This window comes from Arthrobacter sp. UYEF21 (genome assembly GCF_040546085.1).
GTDB lineage: Bacteria > Actinomycetota > Actinomycetes > Actinomycetales > Micrococcaceae > Arthrobacter.
The window spans coordinates 243,531-257,973 of the sequence record NZ_JBEPNF010000003.1; the positions used below are offsets into that span (position 1 = coordinate 243,531).

The 14,443-nt window shown below is 64.8% G+C and carries 13 protein-coding genes; 9 read left to right on the forward strand and 4 right to left on the reverse strand.

Annotation, left to right across the window (positions count from 1 at the left end; all coding sequences use genetic code 11):
- Positions 1–4 precede the first annotated feature (4 nt).
- The 3 genes from ABIB27_RS05925 to ABIB27_RS05935 are packed head-to-tail and all read left to right on the forward strand — an operon-like array spanning position 5 to position 3,225.
- Positions 5–1,318 carry an AI-2E family transporter gene (locus tag ABIB27_RS05925; RefSeq protein ID WP_354215135.1) on the forward strand — a complete coding sequence of 438 codons (1,314 nt, stop codon included), beginning with the start codon at positions 5–7 and terminating at the stop codon, positions 1,316–1,318.
- Positions 1,319–1,366: 48 nt separating this feature from the next.
- On the forward strand, positions 1,367–2,605 hold the full coding sequence (gene ilvA / locus ABIB27_RS05930) for a threonine ammonia-lyase (RefSeq protein ID WP_354253674.1): 1,239 nt from the start codon (positions 1,367–1,369) through the stop codon (positions 2,603–2,605).
- An 8-nt stretch (positions 2,606–2,613) separates the two neighbouring features.
- Positions 2,614–3,225, forward strand: a complete 612-nt coding sequence (locus ABIB27_RS05935) for a rhomboid family intramembrane serine protease (protein ID WP_354215137.1) — start codon at positions 2,614–2,616, stop codon at positions 3,223–3,225.
- Positions 3,226–3,433: 208 nt separating this feature from the next.
- Here ABIB27_RS05935 and greA read toward each other — a convergent pair whose 3' ends face one another.
- Together greA and ABIB27_RS05945 are read right to left on the reverse strand one after the other, a co-directional pair.
- Positions 3,434–3,928 carry a transcription elongation factor GreA gene (gene greA, locus ABIB27_RS05940; RefSeq protein WP_354215138.1) on the reverse strand — a complete coding sequence of 165 codons (495 nt, stop codon included), beginning with the start codon at positions 3,926–3,928 and terminating at the stop codon, positions 3,434–3,436.
- A gap of 152 nt (positions 3,929–4,080) precedes the next feature.
- Entirely contained in the window at positions 4,081–4,539 is a 459-nt protein-coding gene (locus tag ABIB27_RS05945; protein ID WP_354215139.1) for a DUF4307 domain-containing protein, read from the reverse strand.
- 198 nt (positions 4,540–4,737) lie between these two features.
- Between ABIB27_RS05945 and mca the strand changes: the two genes are divergently transcribed.
- From mca to ABIB27_RS05965, 4 genes are all read left to right on the forward strand, one after another.
- Positions 4,738–5,643, forward strand: coding sequence for a mycothiol conjugate amidase Mca (mca, locus tag ABIB27_RS05950; RefSeq protein ID WP_354253675.1), 906 nt, complete (start codon positions 4,738–4,740; stop codon positions 5,641–5,643).
- Between the two features lie 113 nt (positions 5,644–5,756).
- Positions 5,757–6,071, forward strand: coding sequence for a hypothetical protein (locus tag ABIB27_RS05955; RefSeq protein ID WP_354215141.1), 315 nt, complete (start codon positions 5,757–5,759; stop codon positions 6,069–6,071).
- A gap of 560 nt (positions 6,072–6,631) precedes the next feature.
- Positions 6,632–7,546 (forward strand): bifunctional lysylphosphatidylglycerol flippase/synthetase MprF, encoded by a 915-nt coding sequence (locus ABIB27_RS05960; RefSeq protein WP_354215348.1) that lies wholly within the window; start codon positions 6,632–6,634, stop codon positions 7,544–7,546.
- Between the two features lie 337 nt (positions 7,547–7,883).
- Positions 7,884–10,127: a thioredoxin domain-containing protein gene (locus tag ABIB27_RS05965; protein WP_354215142.1), complete on the forward strand. Its 2,244-nt coding sequence runs from the start codon at positions 7,884–7,886 to the stop codon at positions 10,125–10,127.
- On the opposite strand, the gene trhA is transcribed toward ABIB27_RS05965, so the two are convergent.
- Positions 10,120–10,842 carry a PAQR family membrane homeostasis protein TrhA gene (trhA, locus tag ABIB27_RS05970; RefSeq protein WP_502909124.1) on the reverse strand — a complete coding sequence of 241 codons (723 nt, stop codon included), beginning with the start codon at positions 10,840–10,842 and terminating at the stop codon, positions 10,120–10,122. The two genes, ABIB27_RS05965 and trhA, sit on opposite strands and share 8 nt — an antisense overlap.
- 153 nt (positions 10,843–10,995) lie before the next feature.
- Here trhA and ABIB27_RS05975 point away from each other — a divergent pair, with 153 nt between their 5' ends.
- Both ABIB27_RS05975 and phoH2 read left to right on the forward strand, forming a co-directional pair.
- The gene (locus ABIB27_RS05975; RefSeq protein ID WP_354215350.1) at positions 10,996–11,757 is read left to right on the forward strand and encodes an isoprenyl transferase; all 762 of its coding nucleotides are present in this window, start codon (positions 10,996–10,998) and stop codon (positions 11,755–11,757) included.
- A 303-nt stretch (positions 11,758–12,060) separates the two neighbouring features.
- Positions 12,061–13,485, forward strand: coding sequence for an RNA 5'-3' helicase PhoH2 (gene phoH2 / locus ABIB27_RS05980; RefSeq protein WP_354215143.1), 1,425 nt, complete (start codon positions 12,061–12,063; stop codon positions 13,483–13,485).
- A 161-nt stretch (positions 13,486–13,646) separates the two neighbouring features.
- On the opposite strand, the gene ABIB27_RS05985 is transcribed toward phoH2, so the two are convergent.
- Positions 13,647–14,297: a GNAT family N-acetyltransferase gene (locus ABIB27_RS05985; protein ID WP_354253676.1), complete on the reverse strand. Its 651-nt coding sequence runs from the start codon at positions 14,295–14,297 to the stop codon at positions 13,647–13,649.
- Positions 14,298–14,443: the final 146 nt, after the last annotated feature.

Sequence of the window (14,443 nt, forward strand, 5' to 3'; positions counted from 1 at the left end):
GGTTATGACGCCAGCCGACGACGCGACCCCCTCCGCTTCAACTTCCGACCGGCAGACACCGGACACAGCCTGGCCTGTTGAAAATCCCCGTCCGCCCCGCGTGCGTGCAGACCGGGAGCTTGACCTGGACATCCCGTACGGTGTCCGCATCGCGGCGTCGTGGGCCTGGCGGATCGGCCTGATCCTGCTGGTTGCCGGAGCCCTGGTCTGGTTGCTCAGCCGGATCAGCTTCCTGATTATCCCCGTTATGGTGGCCGCGCTCCTGGCCGGGTTGCTGAGCCCGGCAGTGCGCTGGCTGCGGAGCAGGCGCCTGCCAAACGGCGCCGCGGTGGCCATCACCATAGTGGGCTTCATCGGGCTCATAGCCGGCGCCCTCGCCCTCGTCGGCCGCCAGTTGGCCTCAGGCTTCGGCGAACTCTGGTCGCAGGCGCTGACGGGCGTCAAGCAGGTCCAGGACTGGCTGGCTGACGGGCCCCTGCACCTGACGGCGGACCAGATCGATCAGTACCTTAAGGAAGCCTCCACTGCCCTGCAGGACAACAGCAGCAGCATTCTCAGCGGCGCCTTGTCCTTCGGCAGCACCGCAGGCCACTTTGCCGCCGGCCTGGTCCTGGCCCTCTTCATCCTGATCTTTTTCCTTCTTGAAGGTGACCGGATCTGGGCCTTCCTGGTCCGGTTGCTTCCACGGAACGCCCGCGCGGCAACCTTCGGTGCCGGCCGCCGGGGATGGGCGTCCATGGTCAGCTATGCGCGGATCCAGATGTTTGTGGCGTTTGTTGACGCGGTGGGGATCGGCGTGGGCGCCGCCATCATCGGTGTGCCACTGGCCCTTCCGCTGAGTGTGCTCGTCTTTATTGGCTCCTTCATCCCGGTGGTCGGTGCCCTGGTGACCGGAGCCATCGCCGTCCTCCTGGCGCTTGTGGCCAACGGTCCTATCAACGCCCTCATCATGCTGGCCATCGTCCTGCTGGTCCAGCAACTGGAAAGCCACATCCTCCAACCCCTGGTGATGGGCAAAGCGGTGGCCCTGCATCCGGTGGCGGTCATCCTCAGCGTGGCGGCGGGATCTTACCTTGCGGGCATCCCCGGGGCGCTGTTCTCGGTGCCCATTCTTGCCGTAGCAAACTCTGCGATTCGCTACATTGCCGCGAGAACGTGGGAACATGAACAAGTGCTGGTTACCCCCGGAGGGCCAGTGACGCTTGGCCCGGAATCTGGTGACACCATCAGGGTAGCCCGGTTGCCGGGTGCCAGGTCAGCCCGCGGCAAGGACGCCGCAGCCAGCACATATGCATCCAATCCGGACCACCAGGCCTGACCATCGGCCCGGGCGCCGGAGCCGAATCCACCCCAAGGAGAACTGTCCGTGAACACCCTCGAAACCCTTCCCGTCACGCTGGACGATGTCCTGGAGGCGCAGAAGCTGCTCGAGGGGATTATTACGCGGACACCGGTGGAATCGTCGCGGGCCCTCGGCACAATGGTGGGCGGTGAGGTCTTTTTCAAGTGCGAGAACCTGCAGCGGGCCGGCTCTTTCAAGGTCCGCGGTGCGTACGTGCGGATGGCAAGGCTCTCACCCGAGGAGAAAAAACGTGGTGTGGTTGCCGCGTCGGCCGGAAACCATGCCCAGGGCGTGGCGGTAGCTGCGAAAAGCCTGGGCATCAAAGCCCGCATCTACATGCCCCTGGGCGTCGCGCTCCCCAAACTTGCCGCCACCCGCAGCCACGGCGCTGAGGTGGTCCTGCACGGGCACAATGTGGATGAGGCACTGGCCGAGGCGCAGCGCTACGCCGACGAGTCCGGCATGGTGTTTGTGCACCCCTTCGACAACGTGGATGTGGTGTCCGGCCAGGGAACAGTCGGACTGGAAATCCTTGAGCAGATCCCAAACGTGGACACCATTCTCATGGGCGTGGGCGGCGGCGGGTTGCTGGCCGGTGTTGCCGTAGCCGTCAAGGCGCGGGCCAGGGAGCTGGGACGTGAGATCCGGATCATCGGTGTCCAGGCCGAGAACGCAGCGGCCTATCCGCCGTCGCTGGCCGCTGACGCCCTGGTTCCGCTGAAGAAAGTCTCCACCATGGCCGATGGCATCGCTGTGGGCCGTCCCGGCCAGCTGCCGTTCAGTATCATCCGTGAACTCGTGGATGACGTGGTCACCGTCAGCGAGGATTCCTTGGCGCGCGCGCTGATCTTCCTGCTCGAACGGGCCAAACTGGTAGTCGAACCTGCGGGGGCCGTGGGGGTTGCCGCGCTGATGGACGGGAAGATCGAAAACCCCGGCACAACGGCCGTCATCCTGTCGGGCGGCAACATCGATCCGATGCTCATGCTTAAGGTCATCCAGCGCGGCCTGTCCGCCGCTGGCCGCTATATGACCGTGCGGATGATGCTTGATGACCGGCCTGGTTCGCTGGCCACCATCGCCCGGATCATTGCCGAGAACGACGCCAACGTGACGGGGCTGGACCATACGCGCGTGGGCGGCTCCATCAGTATGGGCGACGTCTCCATCACCGTGAACCTCGAAACCAAGGGCCACGAACATTGCGAACAGGTCCTCGGCGCCCTCCGCGCCGAGGGTTTCCAGCCGATAGTTGTGCATTAGGAGCGGCCATGTTGGATGCCTTGGGGGACGGCCAGCCAAGGAGCCGGCAAACCACAGCCTCGCGTGCCAAGGGCGGGCTGCTGGTCTCCGGCGGCTTTGTTGCCCTGCTCTTTGTGATCGAAGTGATCAACATGCTGACCCTGCATGCCCTGAACAGGACGTTTGGGCTGCGGCCAAGGTCTGCGGAAGGGCTCCTGGACATCTTCACGTTCCCGCTGCTTCACGCCAACCTGAACCATCTGCTGTCCAACGCCCTGCCGCTGGTCATCTTCGGCTTCCTGGTGTTCCTTTCCGGTCTGCGGGTGTTCCTGACGGCCCTGGCGTTCAGCTGGCTGGGTTCAGGGCTGACAGTGTGGCTGATCGGCGACGGCGGGATCACCGTGGGGGCCTCCGGATTGGTTTTCGGATTGTTCGCCTTCCTCCTGGTCCGTGGGTTCTTCAACCACAGCTGGCGGCAGATTCTCCTGGCTGTCGTTCTCTTCATGGTCTACGGCAGCATCCTGCTGGGGGTGCTGCCCATCATGGGCGGCTTCGTCTCCTGGCAGGCGCACCTCGGCGGAGCCGCGGGCGGAGTAGGCGCAGCCCTGTTGCTGCGCCCCAAGAACGCCAGCGGCCGCTAACCATCCCAGCGCAGACCTCCGCCGCCGTCGGCCCCTAAGTTTTTGTCCAGATAATGCCCCGTTCGGGCCGCCAAAGTCCCAATAAGTGGACAAAAACTCTCGGGGGTGGCCCGGGGGCCGCGTTCTCAGGTGCCGGCGCCCCAACGCAAAACGCCGGCCCCCTGACGGGGGCCGGCGTTGGTGAGGTTAAGGCGAGCGAACCTGCGCGTCAGCCTGTGTAGGGCTTGGCGGAGAGAATCTCCACCGTGATGTCCTTGCCGTTCGGAGCGGTGTAGCTGAGCGTCTCGCCCTCCTTGTGGCCGACGATTGCGGCGCCGAGGGGTGACTTCTCGCTGAATACGTCCAGATCCGAGTCGCCGGCGATTTCGCGGGACCCCAGCAGGAAAGTCACTTCGTCGCCCGCGATCTTGGCAACTACAAGCATGCCGGCCTCGACGATGCCGTCATCAGCCGGGGCTTCCCCGACATGGGCATCGCGCAGAAGCGCCGTCAGTTGGCGGATCCGGGCTTCAATCTTTCCCTGCTCTTCTTTGGCCGCATGATAGCCGCCGTTTTCCTTGAGGTCGCCCTCCTGCCGGGCAGATTCAATCTTCTGGACGATCTCCGCGCGGCCAGCGCCGGAAAGGTGGTCCAGCTCTGCCTTCAGGCGGTCAAAAGCTTCCTGGGTGAGCCAGGCTGCAGGCGCGCTGTTGGTGGTAGACACGGACTTCTCCTAATGGTCATACATGCAAAAGACCCCGCCACGTGGCCACTTGTGGAACTCAGTAACCAGCTCAGCGGGGTAAAGGGTATTGATTCATTGTAGTCAAAACTGTGGAGATAACCCAACGCGGAAGCGGCGCAGATCACATGCTGTTACTTATTGCTGCCCGGAACCCAGCAACTATCCACCACTCCGGAAACGGAAAGCGACTCCGTCCGCACTGTTAAGCGCTGCGACACCGTCCGGCCACCGTCGGCACTGTTGCCCGGCACCACGGGCGGGACGTCCACCACTTTCCAGCCCACCACGGCGAACTTGGAGTCCAGCGCTTTCACCGCACATTTGACGGCCAAGCCCGGCTCCCGGGTGACCTGGAAATCAATCTCTGCCTGGGTGGCATCGATGGTGCTGTAGCCGATGTCCTTGAACGTTACATGAGAGCCAACGGAGGACGTGGAGACCCAGGCCATAAAACCTACCCCGGCAGCCAGGGCTGCCACCGCGATGCCGCGCTTGGCCCCGCGAGGGAGGGGCCGCTTTTGACTGCCATAACGATTGGCTAGGCTAGTGCCTGCAGGAGGGAACACGGTGGGCTGATCCTGGGTAGTCACCAGTCCAGTTTAGTTCGGATCCGGACCGTGCCTGTCCGAACGGATCATGCGGCCGGTCCGGGCATCCCCGTACTGCCCGGTTTCGTCCAATATCCGATCCATCCAGCAGCCAGTTAAGTCCAGCAGCCGTTAAGTCCGTCAGCAAGCCCACCCTGAGGCCGCCGCGGCAGCCTCACAAGAATAAGGAGCCGTCCGCCGATGACAGCGTCCACTCACTCCCCGGCTCCGCTCCGGCTGCTCGCCGTCCATGCGCACCCGGATGACGAGTCCAGCAAGGGCGCGGCCACCATGGCCATGTATGCCGCCACCGGCGTCGAAGTCATGGTGGCCACGTGCACCGACGGATCCCGCGGCGATATCCAGAATCCCGCAGTGGAGGGGGAAGCCCATCCCAAGCGGGACATGGCCGGGGCGCGGCGGCTGGAGATGGAGCAGGCGGCCAAGGTGCTGGGCATCAGGCAGCGCTGGCTGGGGTTTACGGATTCGGGACTGCCGGAGGGGGACCCGCTGTCGCCCATGCCGGCCGGCTCCTTCGCTGTGCAGCCGCTGGAGCGCGCCGCTGCTCCCTTGGTGCGTCTGGTCCGCAATTTCAGGCCGCAAGTAATCATCAGCTACGACGAAAACGGGGGATACCCGCACCCTGACCACATCATGGCCCACCGGGTCGCAGTGGAAGCCTTTGCGGCGGCGGGCGATCCGGCCCGCTATCCAGGCACGGGACCGGCTTGGGAACCCAGCAAGCTCTACTACGACAGGGCCTTCAGCCCGGAGCGGTTCCGTGCACTGCACTTCGCCCTGGAGGACGCCGGGCTGCGGTCTCCCTACGCCGAGCGGCTTGCTGCGTGGCTGGAAACGGACGCCGAGGGCCACACCCCGCCGCCGGGCGTGCATGCCACCACCACGCAGATCGATTGCGGTGACTTTTTCGAGGCCCGCGACGACGCCCTCCGTTCGCACCGCACCCAGGTGGACCCTCTGGGGTTCTTCTTCGCTGTGTCCGCCGAGATGCAGCGCCGGGTGTGGCCGTGGGAAGACTATTCGCTGATCGAGTCGAGGGTTCCCGCGTCCTCCCCTGAGGAGGACCTTTTCGCCGGGCTAAGATAGATGCGGCAGATTATTCTATGCCGCGTAGAAAAGCCGGGGATGATCCGGGTTCCCGCGGACCCGGATGCGGATACTGTCTCCGGCTGCCATCAGTTTCCATAGAAAGTTAAACTGTGCATCACTTGCTCCTCGCACTGTCCACCACGCCCTCGCCCCTGCCCACGCCCGGCCTGCGCGAGGGTATCTCCGAGGACCAGATCACCCCGGGCCTGTGGGGCTTCATCATGACTGCCTTTTTTGTGCTGGCCACCACGCTGCTGATCGTGGACATGGTCCGGCGCATCCGCCGGGTCCGTTACCGGGGCCAGGTGGAGGAGGAACGTCAGGCAGCGGCCGAGGCAGCGGACATTGAAGCTGAAGCCGTCCGGCATCCTGCGAAGAACCGCCGCCAACTCCGGGCCCAGGACGGCTCCGACACCAAGGACTAGAGCGAGCCGAACTCCAGCGGCCCCATAGGGCCCGCCACTGCAAGGACATGTATTGAAGAGTCCGCCGGAGTTCGGCGACCGCCTTCCCGGCGCCGGTGACGGGGCGAATTTTCGGTGGCTTGTCTGCGCGGTCCGGGGGACCGTCGTGTCCCTGGCCGAGCGGATCGGCACCTGTCGGCAGCCGAGCCCACCTCTTTGAACGACAACGCCTCAGATTCAGCCACCAGACGTGGCGATGCCCGCTCTTGGCAGCCCAAAAGACTTAGCCAAGGGCATAAGCAAGTGTTGCTTCCGCGAGGAAACGAGTATCGCTTACTCGTGTTCAAAAGCCTCGCCTAGCCGTTTACTAGGGAGTGCCTATGAGGTGGAAACCTTTCCAAGCAATGGTTCTCTCCCCGCCCTCGCCGGCACCTGGCCGCCGTCATAGAGGAATACACATGGAAGTCTGTTGAGTCCTTGACGGTCCGCGTCCGCGAGGATCACGAAGCAGGGATACGCGGATAGTCAACGCCTTGGTCCGGGACGTGGTCCTGACCGGGCTGGAACTCCGGGGTCCGGCCATGAAAGGAGTGCCCCCTGGTGCAGACACTGTTGTTGGTCATGACCGCGGCCCGTGCTTCTACTCTGTGGACCGGACACTGCGCGACCAGGCGGTATCGGTCGGATGGGGCTCGGTGCAGATTGCACAGGAGACAATTCTTTCCCTGGACTCAGTGTCATTCGAGGGGAAGAAGTTCCAGGACGTCCGTACCGCGATGAACAATGCGGCAAAAGCGGGTATGCGCGCCGAATGGATAACTTACAGCACGGCTCCACTGCCCCTGCAAGCACAGATCCAGGAGATTTCCGAAGAATGGGTTGCAGATAAGAAGATACCGGAAATGGGCTTTACTCTGGGGAGCCTGGATGAACTGAAGGACCTGGAAGTGCGGTGCCTTCTCGCCATCGACGATCGTCACATTGTGCATGCTCTCGCCTCATGGCTGCCTGTCTACCGGAACGGAAGCGTCATTGGCTGGACGCTGGATTTTATGCGTCGCCGCAGCAGCGGCTTCCGCCCCGCCACCGAATCTCTCATAGCTTCCGCCGTACTCAGCCTCAAAAAGGATGGCTATGAGTTCATCAGCCTCTCTGGGGCGCCTCTGGCGTGGGCGAGCGCCGAGGCCCCCCGGCCAACGACGGCGGCCCCCCCTGGTGCTGGAGGCCTCGAACGGATGCTTAACTGGTTGGGCGCAACACTTGAACCGATCTACGGGTTCAGGTCCCTTCTGGCTTTCAAATCGAAATTCCAGCCCCGCTATGAGCCGCTCTATATGCTCTACCCCGACGCGGCCGCCCTGCCCACCATCGGCAATGCCGTCACACGCGCCTATCTGCCGGCCGTCAGTTTCGGAGTAAGCCTGGCACTGGCGCGCCGCATACTGCTGGGCGGCGGCAAGGCTGCGGCCTCTGCGCGCGAAAGCACCCGGCCCTAAAGCTTTGGATTGCTCCGACATCAAGGCCCGCGTCCGGAAGCTGCACAACACCGCGAGACCACAAAACGCCGCCACCGAAACGCAGTAGATCACGTTGTTACCCGTGGTGCGTGCATGCGTAAGTGCGGTGGGGTAGAGCCGGTGTGCTGTGATAACCAACGCAAGCCATGCGGCGCCTGGGGTCCACGCGGGCTCAGACAACTTCCGTAGACTGTAATTGCAGGCCCGGTTTCCCGCGGTGGGGAGCCCTGCCCAAGTCGGCCAGCGGAGCGAACGAAATGCACGCATCGGGAGCGCCGGTTCCGTCGGTTGTCCCAATGTGAAGGGATGTACACCAATGAACGAACGCCGTGGCTCTGTTCCATCCGGCCTCCAGGGCGCAACCAACATCCTCGGCGCTGAACCCTCCGCCTACCTCCGCCAACACGCGGACAACCCAGTGCACTGGCAGCCGTTCGGCGCGGAGGCCTTTGCCGCCGCAGCCGCCAGCGATGTCCCGGTGTTCCTCTCCATCGGGTATGCGGCCTGCCACTGGTGCCACGTGATGGCGCACGAGTCGTTCGAGAACCAGGAAACCGCCGACTACTTGAACGCGCACTTTGTGGCCATCAAGGTGGACCGGGAAGAGCGTCCCGACGTTGATGCCGTTTACATGGCCGCCACCCAGGCCATCAGTGGCGAGGGTGGGTGGCCGATGTCCGTCTTCCTCACTCCGCAAGGACTCGCCTTCCATGCCGGAACCTACTTCCCGCCGCGGCCAATGCCAGGCCGGCCTTCCTTCCGGCAAGTGCTCGAAGCAGTCCAGGAAGCGTGGCAGGAACGGCGCAACGCGGTGGAACAGCACGCCGAATCGTTAGCGCAAAGCCTGGGCGATGCGCAGCTCTCGGCCGCTGTCACGGTGTCCGGACCACCACCCATGCTGGACGCTGAACTGCTTCCTGCAGCCGTGGCAGCCCTGGCCCGCTCCGAGGACGCGGCCGACGGCGGCTTTGGCGCCGCCCCGAAATTCCCGCCGTCGGCCGTGCTGGAGTTCCTCATCAGGCACGCGGCGGTTCCCTCGGACACCGCTGACGCCGCCCGGGACATGGCGGGCCGGACGCTGGCGGCCATGGCGCGATCGGCGGTGTTTGACCAGTTGGACGGCGGCTTCGCCCGGTACTCAGTGACCCGTGACTGGTCAGTCCCGCACTTTGAAAAGATGCTGTACGACAACGCCCAGCTTCTTCGCGACTATGTGCACTGGGTACGCCTGGGCGGCAACGAGGTATTCCCCGCGCCGGAAGCGGCGGAGGTGGCCGCGCTGACCGCTGAATGGCTGCTGGAATCCCTCGGCCTCGGCCCCAAGGACAGCGAGGACAGCAAAGCCGGCGCTAAGGGTGACGGAGTCGGCGCTGGCGTGCGGCAGCCGGAGGCTCTCGCGTCGTCCCGCGATGCCGATTCGGTGATGGACGGTGAACACCATGAAGGCGCCAGCTACCTGTGGACCAACGAGGGCCTGCGGAAGGCGCTGGGCGCCGCCGACGGGGCAGCCGTTGCCCGGCTGATGAATGTGGGCCAGGAAGGTACCGTCTCGGCGTACGGTTCGCCATTGCACCCGGCCCGGCGTCTGGACCCTGCCGAAGAGGATTTGTGGCGCCGGGCCCGCCCCACACTGCTGGCCGCCAGGAACCTGCGGCCGCAGCCTGCCCGTGACGACAAGGTGGTGGCCGGCTGGAACGGGCTCGCCGTTGCTGCCCTCGCAGAAGCCGGAGCAGTGCTGGGCCGGGAAGACTTGGTGGCCGCGGCCGAGTCAATCGCCGGTTACCTTGAACGTGTCCACTGGCAGCCGGCCACTTCAGGGCTGGTCAGGGTTTCGCACGCTGGGACCGCCCGGGGGATTGAGGGGCTGCTCGAGGATTACACGTTTTGCGCCGACGGGATGTTTGCCCTCTATGCCGTCACTGGCCGGGCTCGCTGGTACCGCTTCGCCGAACAGTTGGTGCAGGCGGCCACCGGCCGTTTTGTGGTGGCCGGACGCCTGGTGGACAACGCCGGGGGAGACGGCCAGGTCCGGGCGGCGCAGGGCGGCCAGGCCGGACTCGACCCTTTCGACAACGCCACCCCCAGCGGCGCCGCGGCGTTTGCCGGGGTTCTGCTCAGCTACGGAGCCCTCTCTGGGTCCGCGGTGCACCGCGAACTCGCCGGCCAGGTACTCGCGCTCCTGCCTCCGTTGGCGGGCCGGGCGCCGCGGGCGGCTGGCTGGCTTCTGGCGACCGCGCAGGCGGCCCTCGCGGGCCCGGTGGAGGCCGCCGTCGTCGGACCGCACAGTCCTGAAAGGACGGCACTGCACCGCGAACTGCTGAAATCTGCCAGCCCTGGCCTGGTGATAGCGGTGGTGGACGACGGCGGCGCGGAAGTTCCGCCGTCGGACGCTCCTTCGGGTGGGGAGCCTGTACCCCTGCTGGCAGGCAGGCCGGCTGGTCCGGGAGGATCGCCGTTGGCCTATTTGTGCCGGAACATGGTGTGTGAACATCCTGTGGACACGCCGGCAGACCTGCGGGCGCGGCTCCTGCTGATGGCGGGGCAGGGTCCAGTCAGCTGAGGACGGCGATGAGGATCGCCGCGAAGTGCGCGCCGAAGGCGAGGACGGTCAGGGCGTGGAAGAGCTCGTGGAAGCCGAAGTGCTTGTAACTGAAGTTGGGCTTCTTGAGCGCGTAGAAAACGGCGCCGGTGATGTACAGCACTCCGCCGACGCAGATGAGGATGGCCGCCGGTACGCTGGCGGCGAAGAATTCCGGCAGGTAGAAAAGCGATCCGCAACCCAAAGCGATGTAGATGGGTACGTACAGCCAGCGCGGGGCGTCCGTCCACAACAGCCGGAAGAGGACGCCCAGAATCGCGCCGGACCAGATGACCCAGAGCAGCAGGACGGCCTTGGGCTGCTCCAGCAGGGACCACGCCAGGGGTGTGTAGCTGCCGGCGATCACCAGCATGATGTTGGTGTGGTCAAGGCGCTTGAGGACAATTTTGGCGGCGGGGGACCAGTTGCCACGGTGATAGATGGCGCTGATGCCGAAGAGGAGGACGCCGGTGGCGGCGTAGATGGCCGAGGCGATTTTTCGGTCGGTGGTGGGGGCCACGGCCACCAGGATGATGCCGGCTGCGAGGGCCAGTGGTGCGGCGACAGTGTGGATCCAGCCACGCCATTTGGGCTTGATCGTGAGGAGTTCGGCCAGCCGGACCGCGGCGGCATCAACACGGCTCTGGCCGCCGTCCGAGCCTGGTGCCCGGCGGCCGTCGGGGGTCTGGCTTTTCATGCCTCCAGAATATCCTTCGCAGATTAAGTTACTCACAGGTAACAATATGTGACGGTCTCCGAAGCCCGTCGCGGCGCATCGGTCCCGCCCGCGGACGGTAGCCTAGGATGTGCAATGCCGTCGATCAGCAACGGAAGTCAGGTGAGTCATCTCGTGGAATTGGGCGGGTTCCTTTATGGCTTCTACGAGAGGCGGCTGCTCCGGGAGATGGCGGGGGGCCGCATTCCCAAACACATCGGCGTCATGGTGGACGGCAACCGCCGCTGGGCAAAACAGTTCAATGCGCCCACCAGCCAGGGCCACCAGGCAGGCGCAGACAAAATCCATGAATTCCTCGGCTGGTGCCAGGAACTTGGGGTCAAAGTGGTCACGCTGTACATGCTGTCAACGGACAACATGAGCCGCTCGTCCGAAGAGCTGGATCTCCTGATGGGGATCATCGCCAACACCCTGGACCGCCTCGATGAGGATGCCAATATCTCGGTGAACGCCATGGGCGCCCCGGAGCTCCTGCCCGACTACCTGGCGGACCGGCTCAACAAGCTGACGGCCAGGACGCCCGTGCACGAGAAAATCCACGTCAACGTTGCGGTGGGGTACGGCGGACGCCGGGAGATTGTCGACGCCGTGCGTGAACTCCTGCACGACGCCGTCGCCAAGGGCACTGACATCTCAGCGCTCGCGGACGACCTCTCCGTGGACGATATCTCCCGCTTCCTGTACACCCGCGGCCAGCCCGACCCGGACCTGGTGATCAGGACGTCCGGTGAGCAGCGGCTGTCCGGGTTCCTGATGTGGCAGAGCGCCTACAGCGAATTTTACTTCTGTGAGGCCCTGTGGCCGGCTTTCCGCAAGGTGGACTTCCTGCGGGCCCTGCGCGACTACGCCGGCCGGCAGCGACGCTTCGGCACCTGAGCCGGGCGGTTCGGCACCGGAGCAGGGCGCCGGGGTGCGGTGCGCATCCGGCCGGTGCGCCGGCGTCGGGCCGTTAATCTTGAATTCACAAGCCGGCAACAAGAATCGCCGCGCGATGGTTCCGGAAACTACTTGGCATGGATTTACGTTGTAACCATCAGCAGGCAAAACCGCCGGCTGTTCGGGGAGGCCAGTACATGGAGCGGATTTTCGCACCGGTTGTATGGGAGGCCGAGTCCGGCCTTCAGGCCGAACCGCCTCACCAATAACAATTCCGGGCATGTTCCCGGGGCTGGAGTCGATGTGGCTATTTCTGAACAACTGCCCGAGGTCGTTTCCGAGGGACAGAAAGCTACCTCTCGCACCACGCGAGCCACCACAAAAACCGGTGCGGCCAAGAAAGCTGCGGCCGGTTTTGCTGTCTCCGAAAGGGATGCCACCATCAGCAGCTTCGTTATTGACACCTCCGTCCTGCTTTCGGACCCGCGGGCGCTGCTCCGGTTCGCCGAACACGAGGTTATTGTTCCCATAGTTGTGATCACGGAACTTGAGGCTAAGCGGCACGACCCCGAGCTGGGCTACTTCGCCCGCAAGGCGCTCCGGCTGCTCGATGACCTCAGGGTGAAGCACGGCGGCCTGGGCCAGCCCATCCCCATCGGCGACGACGGCGGCACACTGATGGTGGAACTGAACCACATCTCCGCTGAGGTGCTTCCGCTCGGGTTCCGCAGTGGCGACAATGACAGCCGCATCCTTGCCGTGGCTAAGAACCTGGCTAACGAGGGCCGGAACGTCACCGTGGTTTCGAAGGACCTGCCCATGCGGGTAAAGGCCTCCGCCATGGGCCTCACTGCCGACGAGTACCGCAACGAACTGGTGCGCGATTCCGGCTGGACAGGCATCGCCGAGGTGGAAGCCAGCGAGGACGAAATCAACACCCTCTACGGCCACGAGCCGGTCTTCATCCCGGCTGCCGCAGAAATGCCGGTCAATACCGGTCTGGTTCTGCTTTCCAACCGGGGTTCAGCCCTGGGCCGGGTGGGCGCTGACAAGCAGGTCAGGCTGGTCAAGGGCGACCGTGACGTGTTCGGCCTGCACGGACGCTCGGCCGAACAGCGGCTCGCCATCGACATGCTGATGGATCCCGCCGTCGGCATTGTGTCCATCGGCGGGCGGGCAGGCACCGGCAAGTCCGCGCTGGCCCTCTGCGCGGGCCTGGAAGCGGTGCTGGAACGCCGCGAACACCGCAAGGTGATCGTCTTCCGCCCGCTGTACGCCGTCGGCGGCCAGGAGCTCGGCTACCTGCCGGGCTCGGAATCGGAAAAGATGAATCCCTGGGCGCAGGCGGTCTTCGACACCCTGGGCGCCCTGGTCAGCCAGGACGTCGTGGAAGAGGTCATGGATCGGGGCATGCTGGAAGTCATGCCGCTGACCCACATCCGCGGCCGCTCCCTGCACGATGCTTTCGTCATTGTTGATGAGGCCCAGTCACTGGAGAAGAACGTCCTGCTCACCGTGATGAGCCGCATCGGCCAGAACTCCAAAATCGTCCTCACCCATGACGTCGCCCAGCGCGACAACCTGCGTGTGGGCCGGCACGACGGCATCGCCGCCGTCGTCGAAACCCTGAAAGGACACCCGCTTTTCGGCCACATCACCCTGACCCGCTCCGAACGCTCACCCATCGCAGCCCTGGTCACGGAGCTGCTGGAAGGGGCCGAGATCTAGGCCTGGGAGTGTACGGGACCGTGGCCTGGTTCGTCGGGCCACGGTCCTTCCCCGTCGCTTAGACACGTCGTATGGGGACCCCTCCGGTCGCTGGGCGACCTACGGCGACCGATGCGCCGCGATGCGCTCCTACGAGAAGGCCCGGGGCCCGCGTCGTGCGATCAGGTCACCTTCAGAAACTTCGCCGCCGGCTCGTGGCCTTCCACCTTGAGGGTCCAGTCGGGGCGCTTGAACGTTGCCGGGGTGACGCTGACCTTTTGGACTTCCCGCATGGTGCCGCCCCAGGACTGGCGGGTGATGCCGTTGAGTTCGTAGCCGAGGGAACGGGACACGCCCAGGGAAGCGGCGTTCCAGGCGGCGGCTTCCGATTCGGCGACTTCGGCTCCCAGCCAGTCGAACGCGTAGAGCACGACGGCGGCGCGCATCTCCTTGCCCAGTCTTTGGCCGTGGACGGAGTGCTTGAGCCATGAGCCGGTGCTGACGGTCTTGAGAGTTGCGAAGTCCTTGGCACCGATGTCCTGGCAGCCGATGAATTGGCCCTCGTGCCAGATGCCCAGGAGGAGAGTCCAGTCCTCGGGGGTGGCCTGGCCGCGGCAGCGCCAGTACCACTGCGCCATGTTGGTGCCCAGCGTGTCCGCGGGGAGTTCCGTCCACGGGGTGCTGAAGGGGTTCATGGCGGGATCGTGGACTCCGCTGGCTGCCGCCGCGACGGCGGCTGGAATGTCGTCGTCGGTGATGGGGCGCAGCACCAGCCTGGGTGTGGTCAGCTGCAGTGCTAACAGTGGCCAGATGCAAGTCAGGGCGGCGGTCATCAGGGAAGCCTAGCCGACGGTGGGAAGCCGGTCCTGTCATGCGGGTAGCGGCTAGGTGCGTGGGTCGGTAATTGTTTGAGGGTTCCTCAGGTTTGAGCCGTAACGGCCCGAGGCCGGTTTCCTTGTCTTGGAAAGGGGCCGGCCTT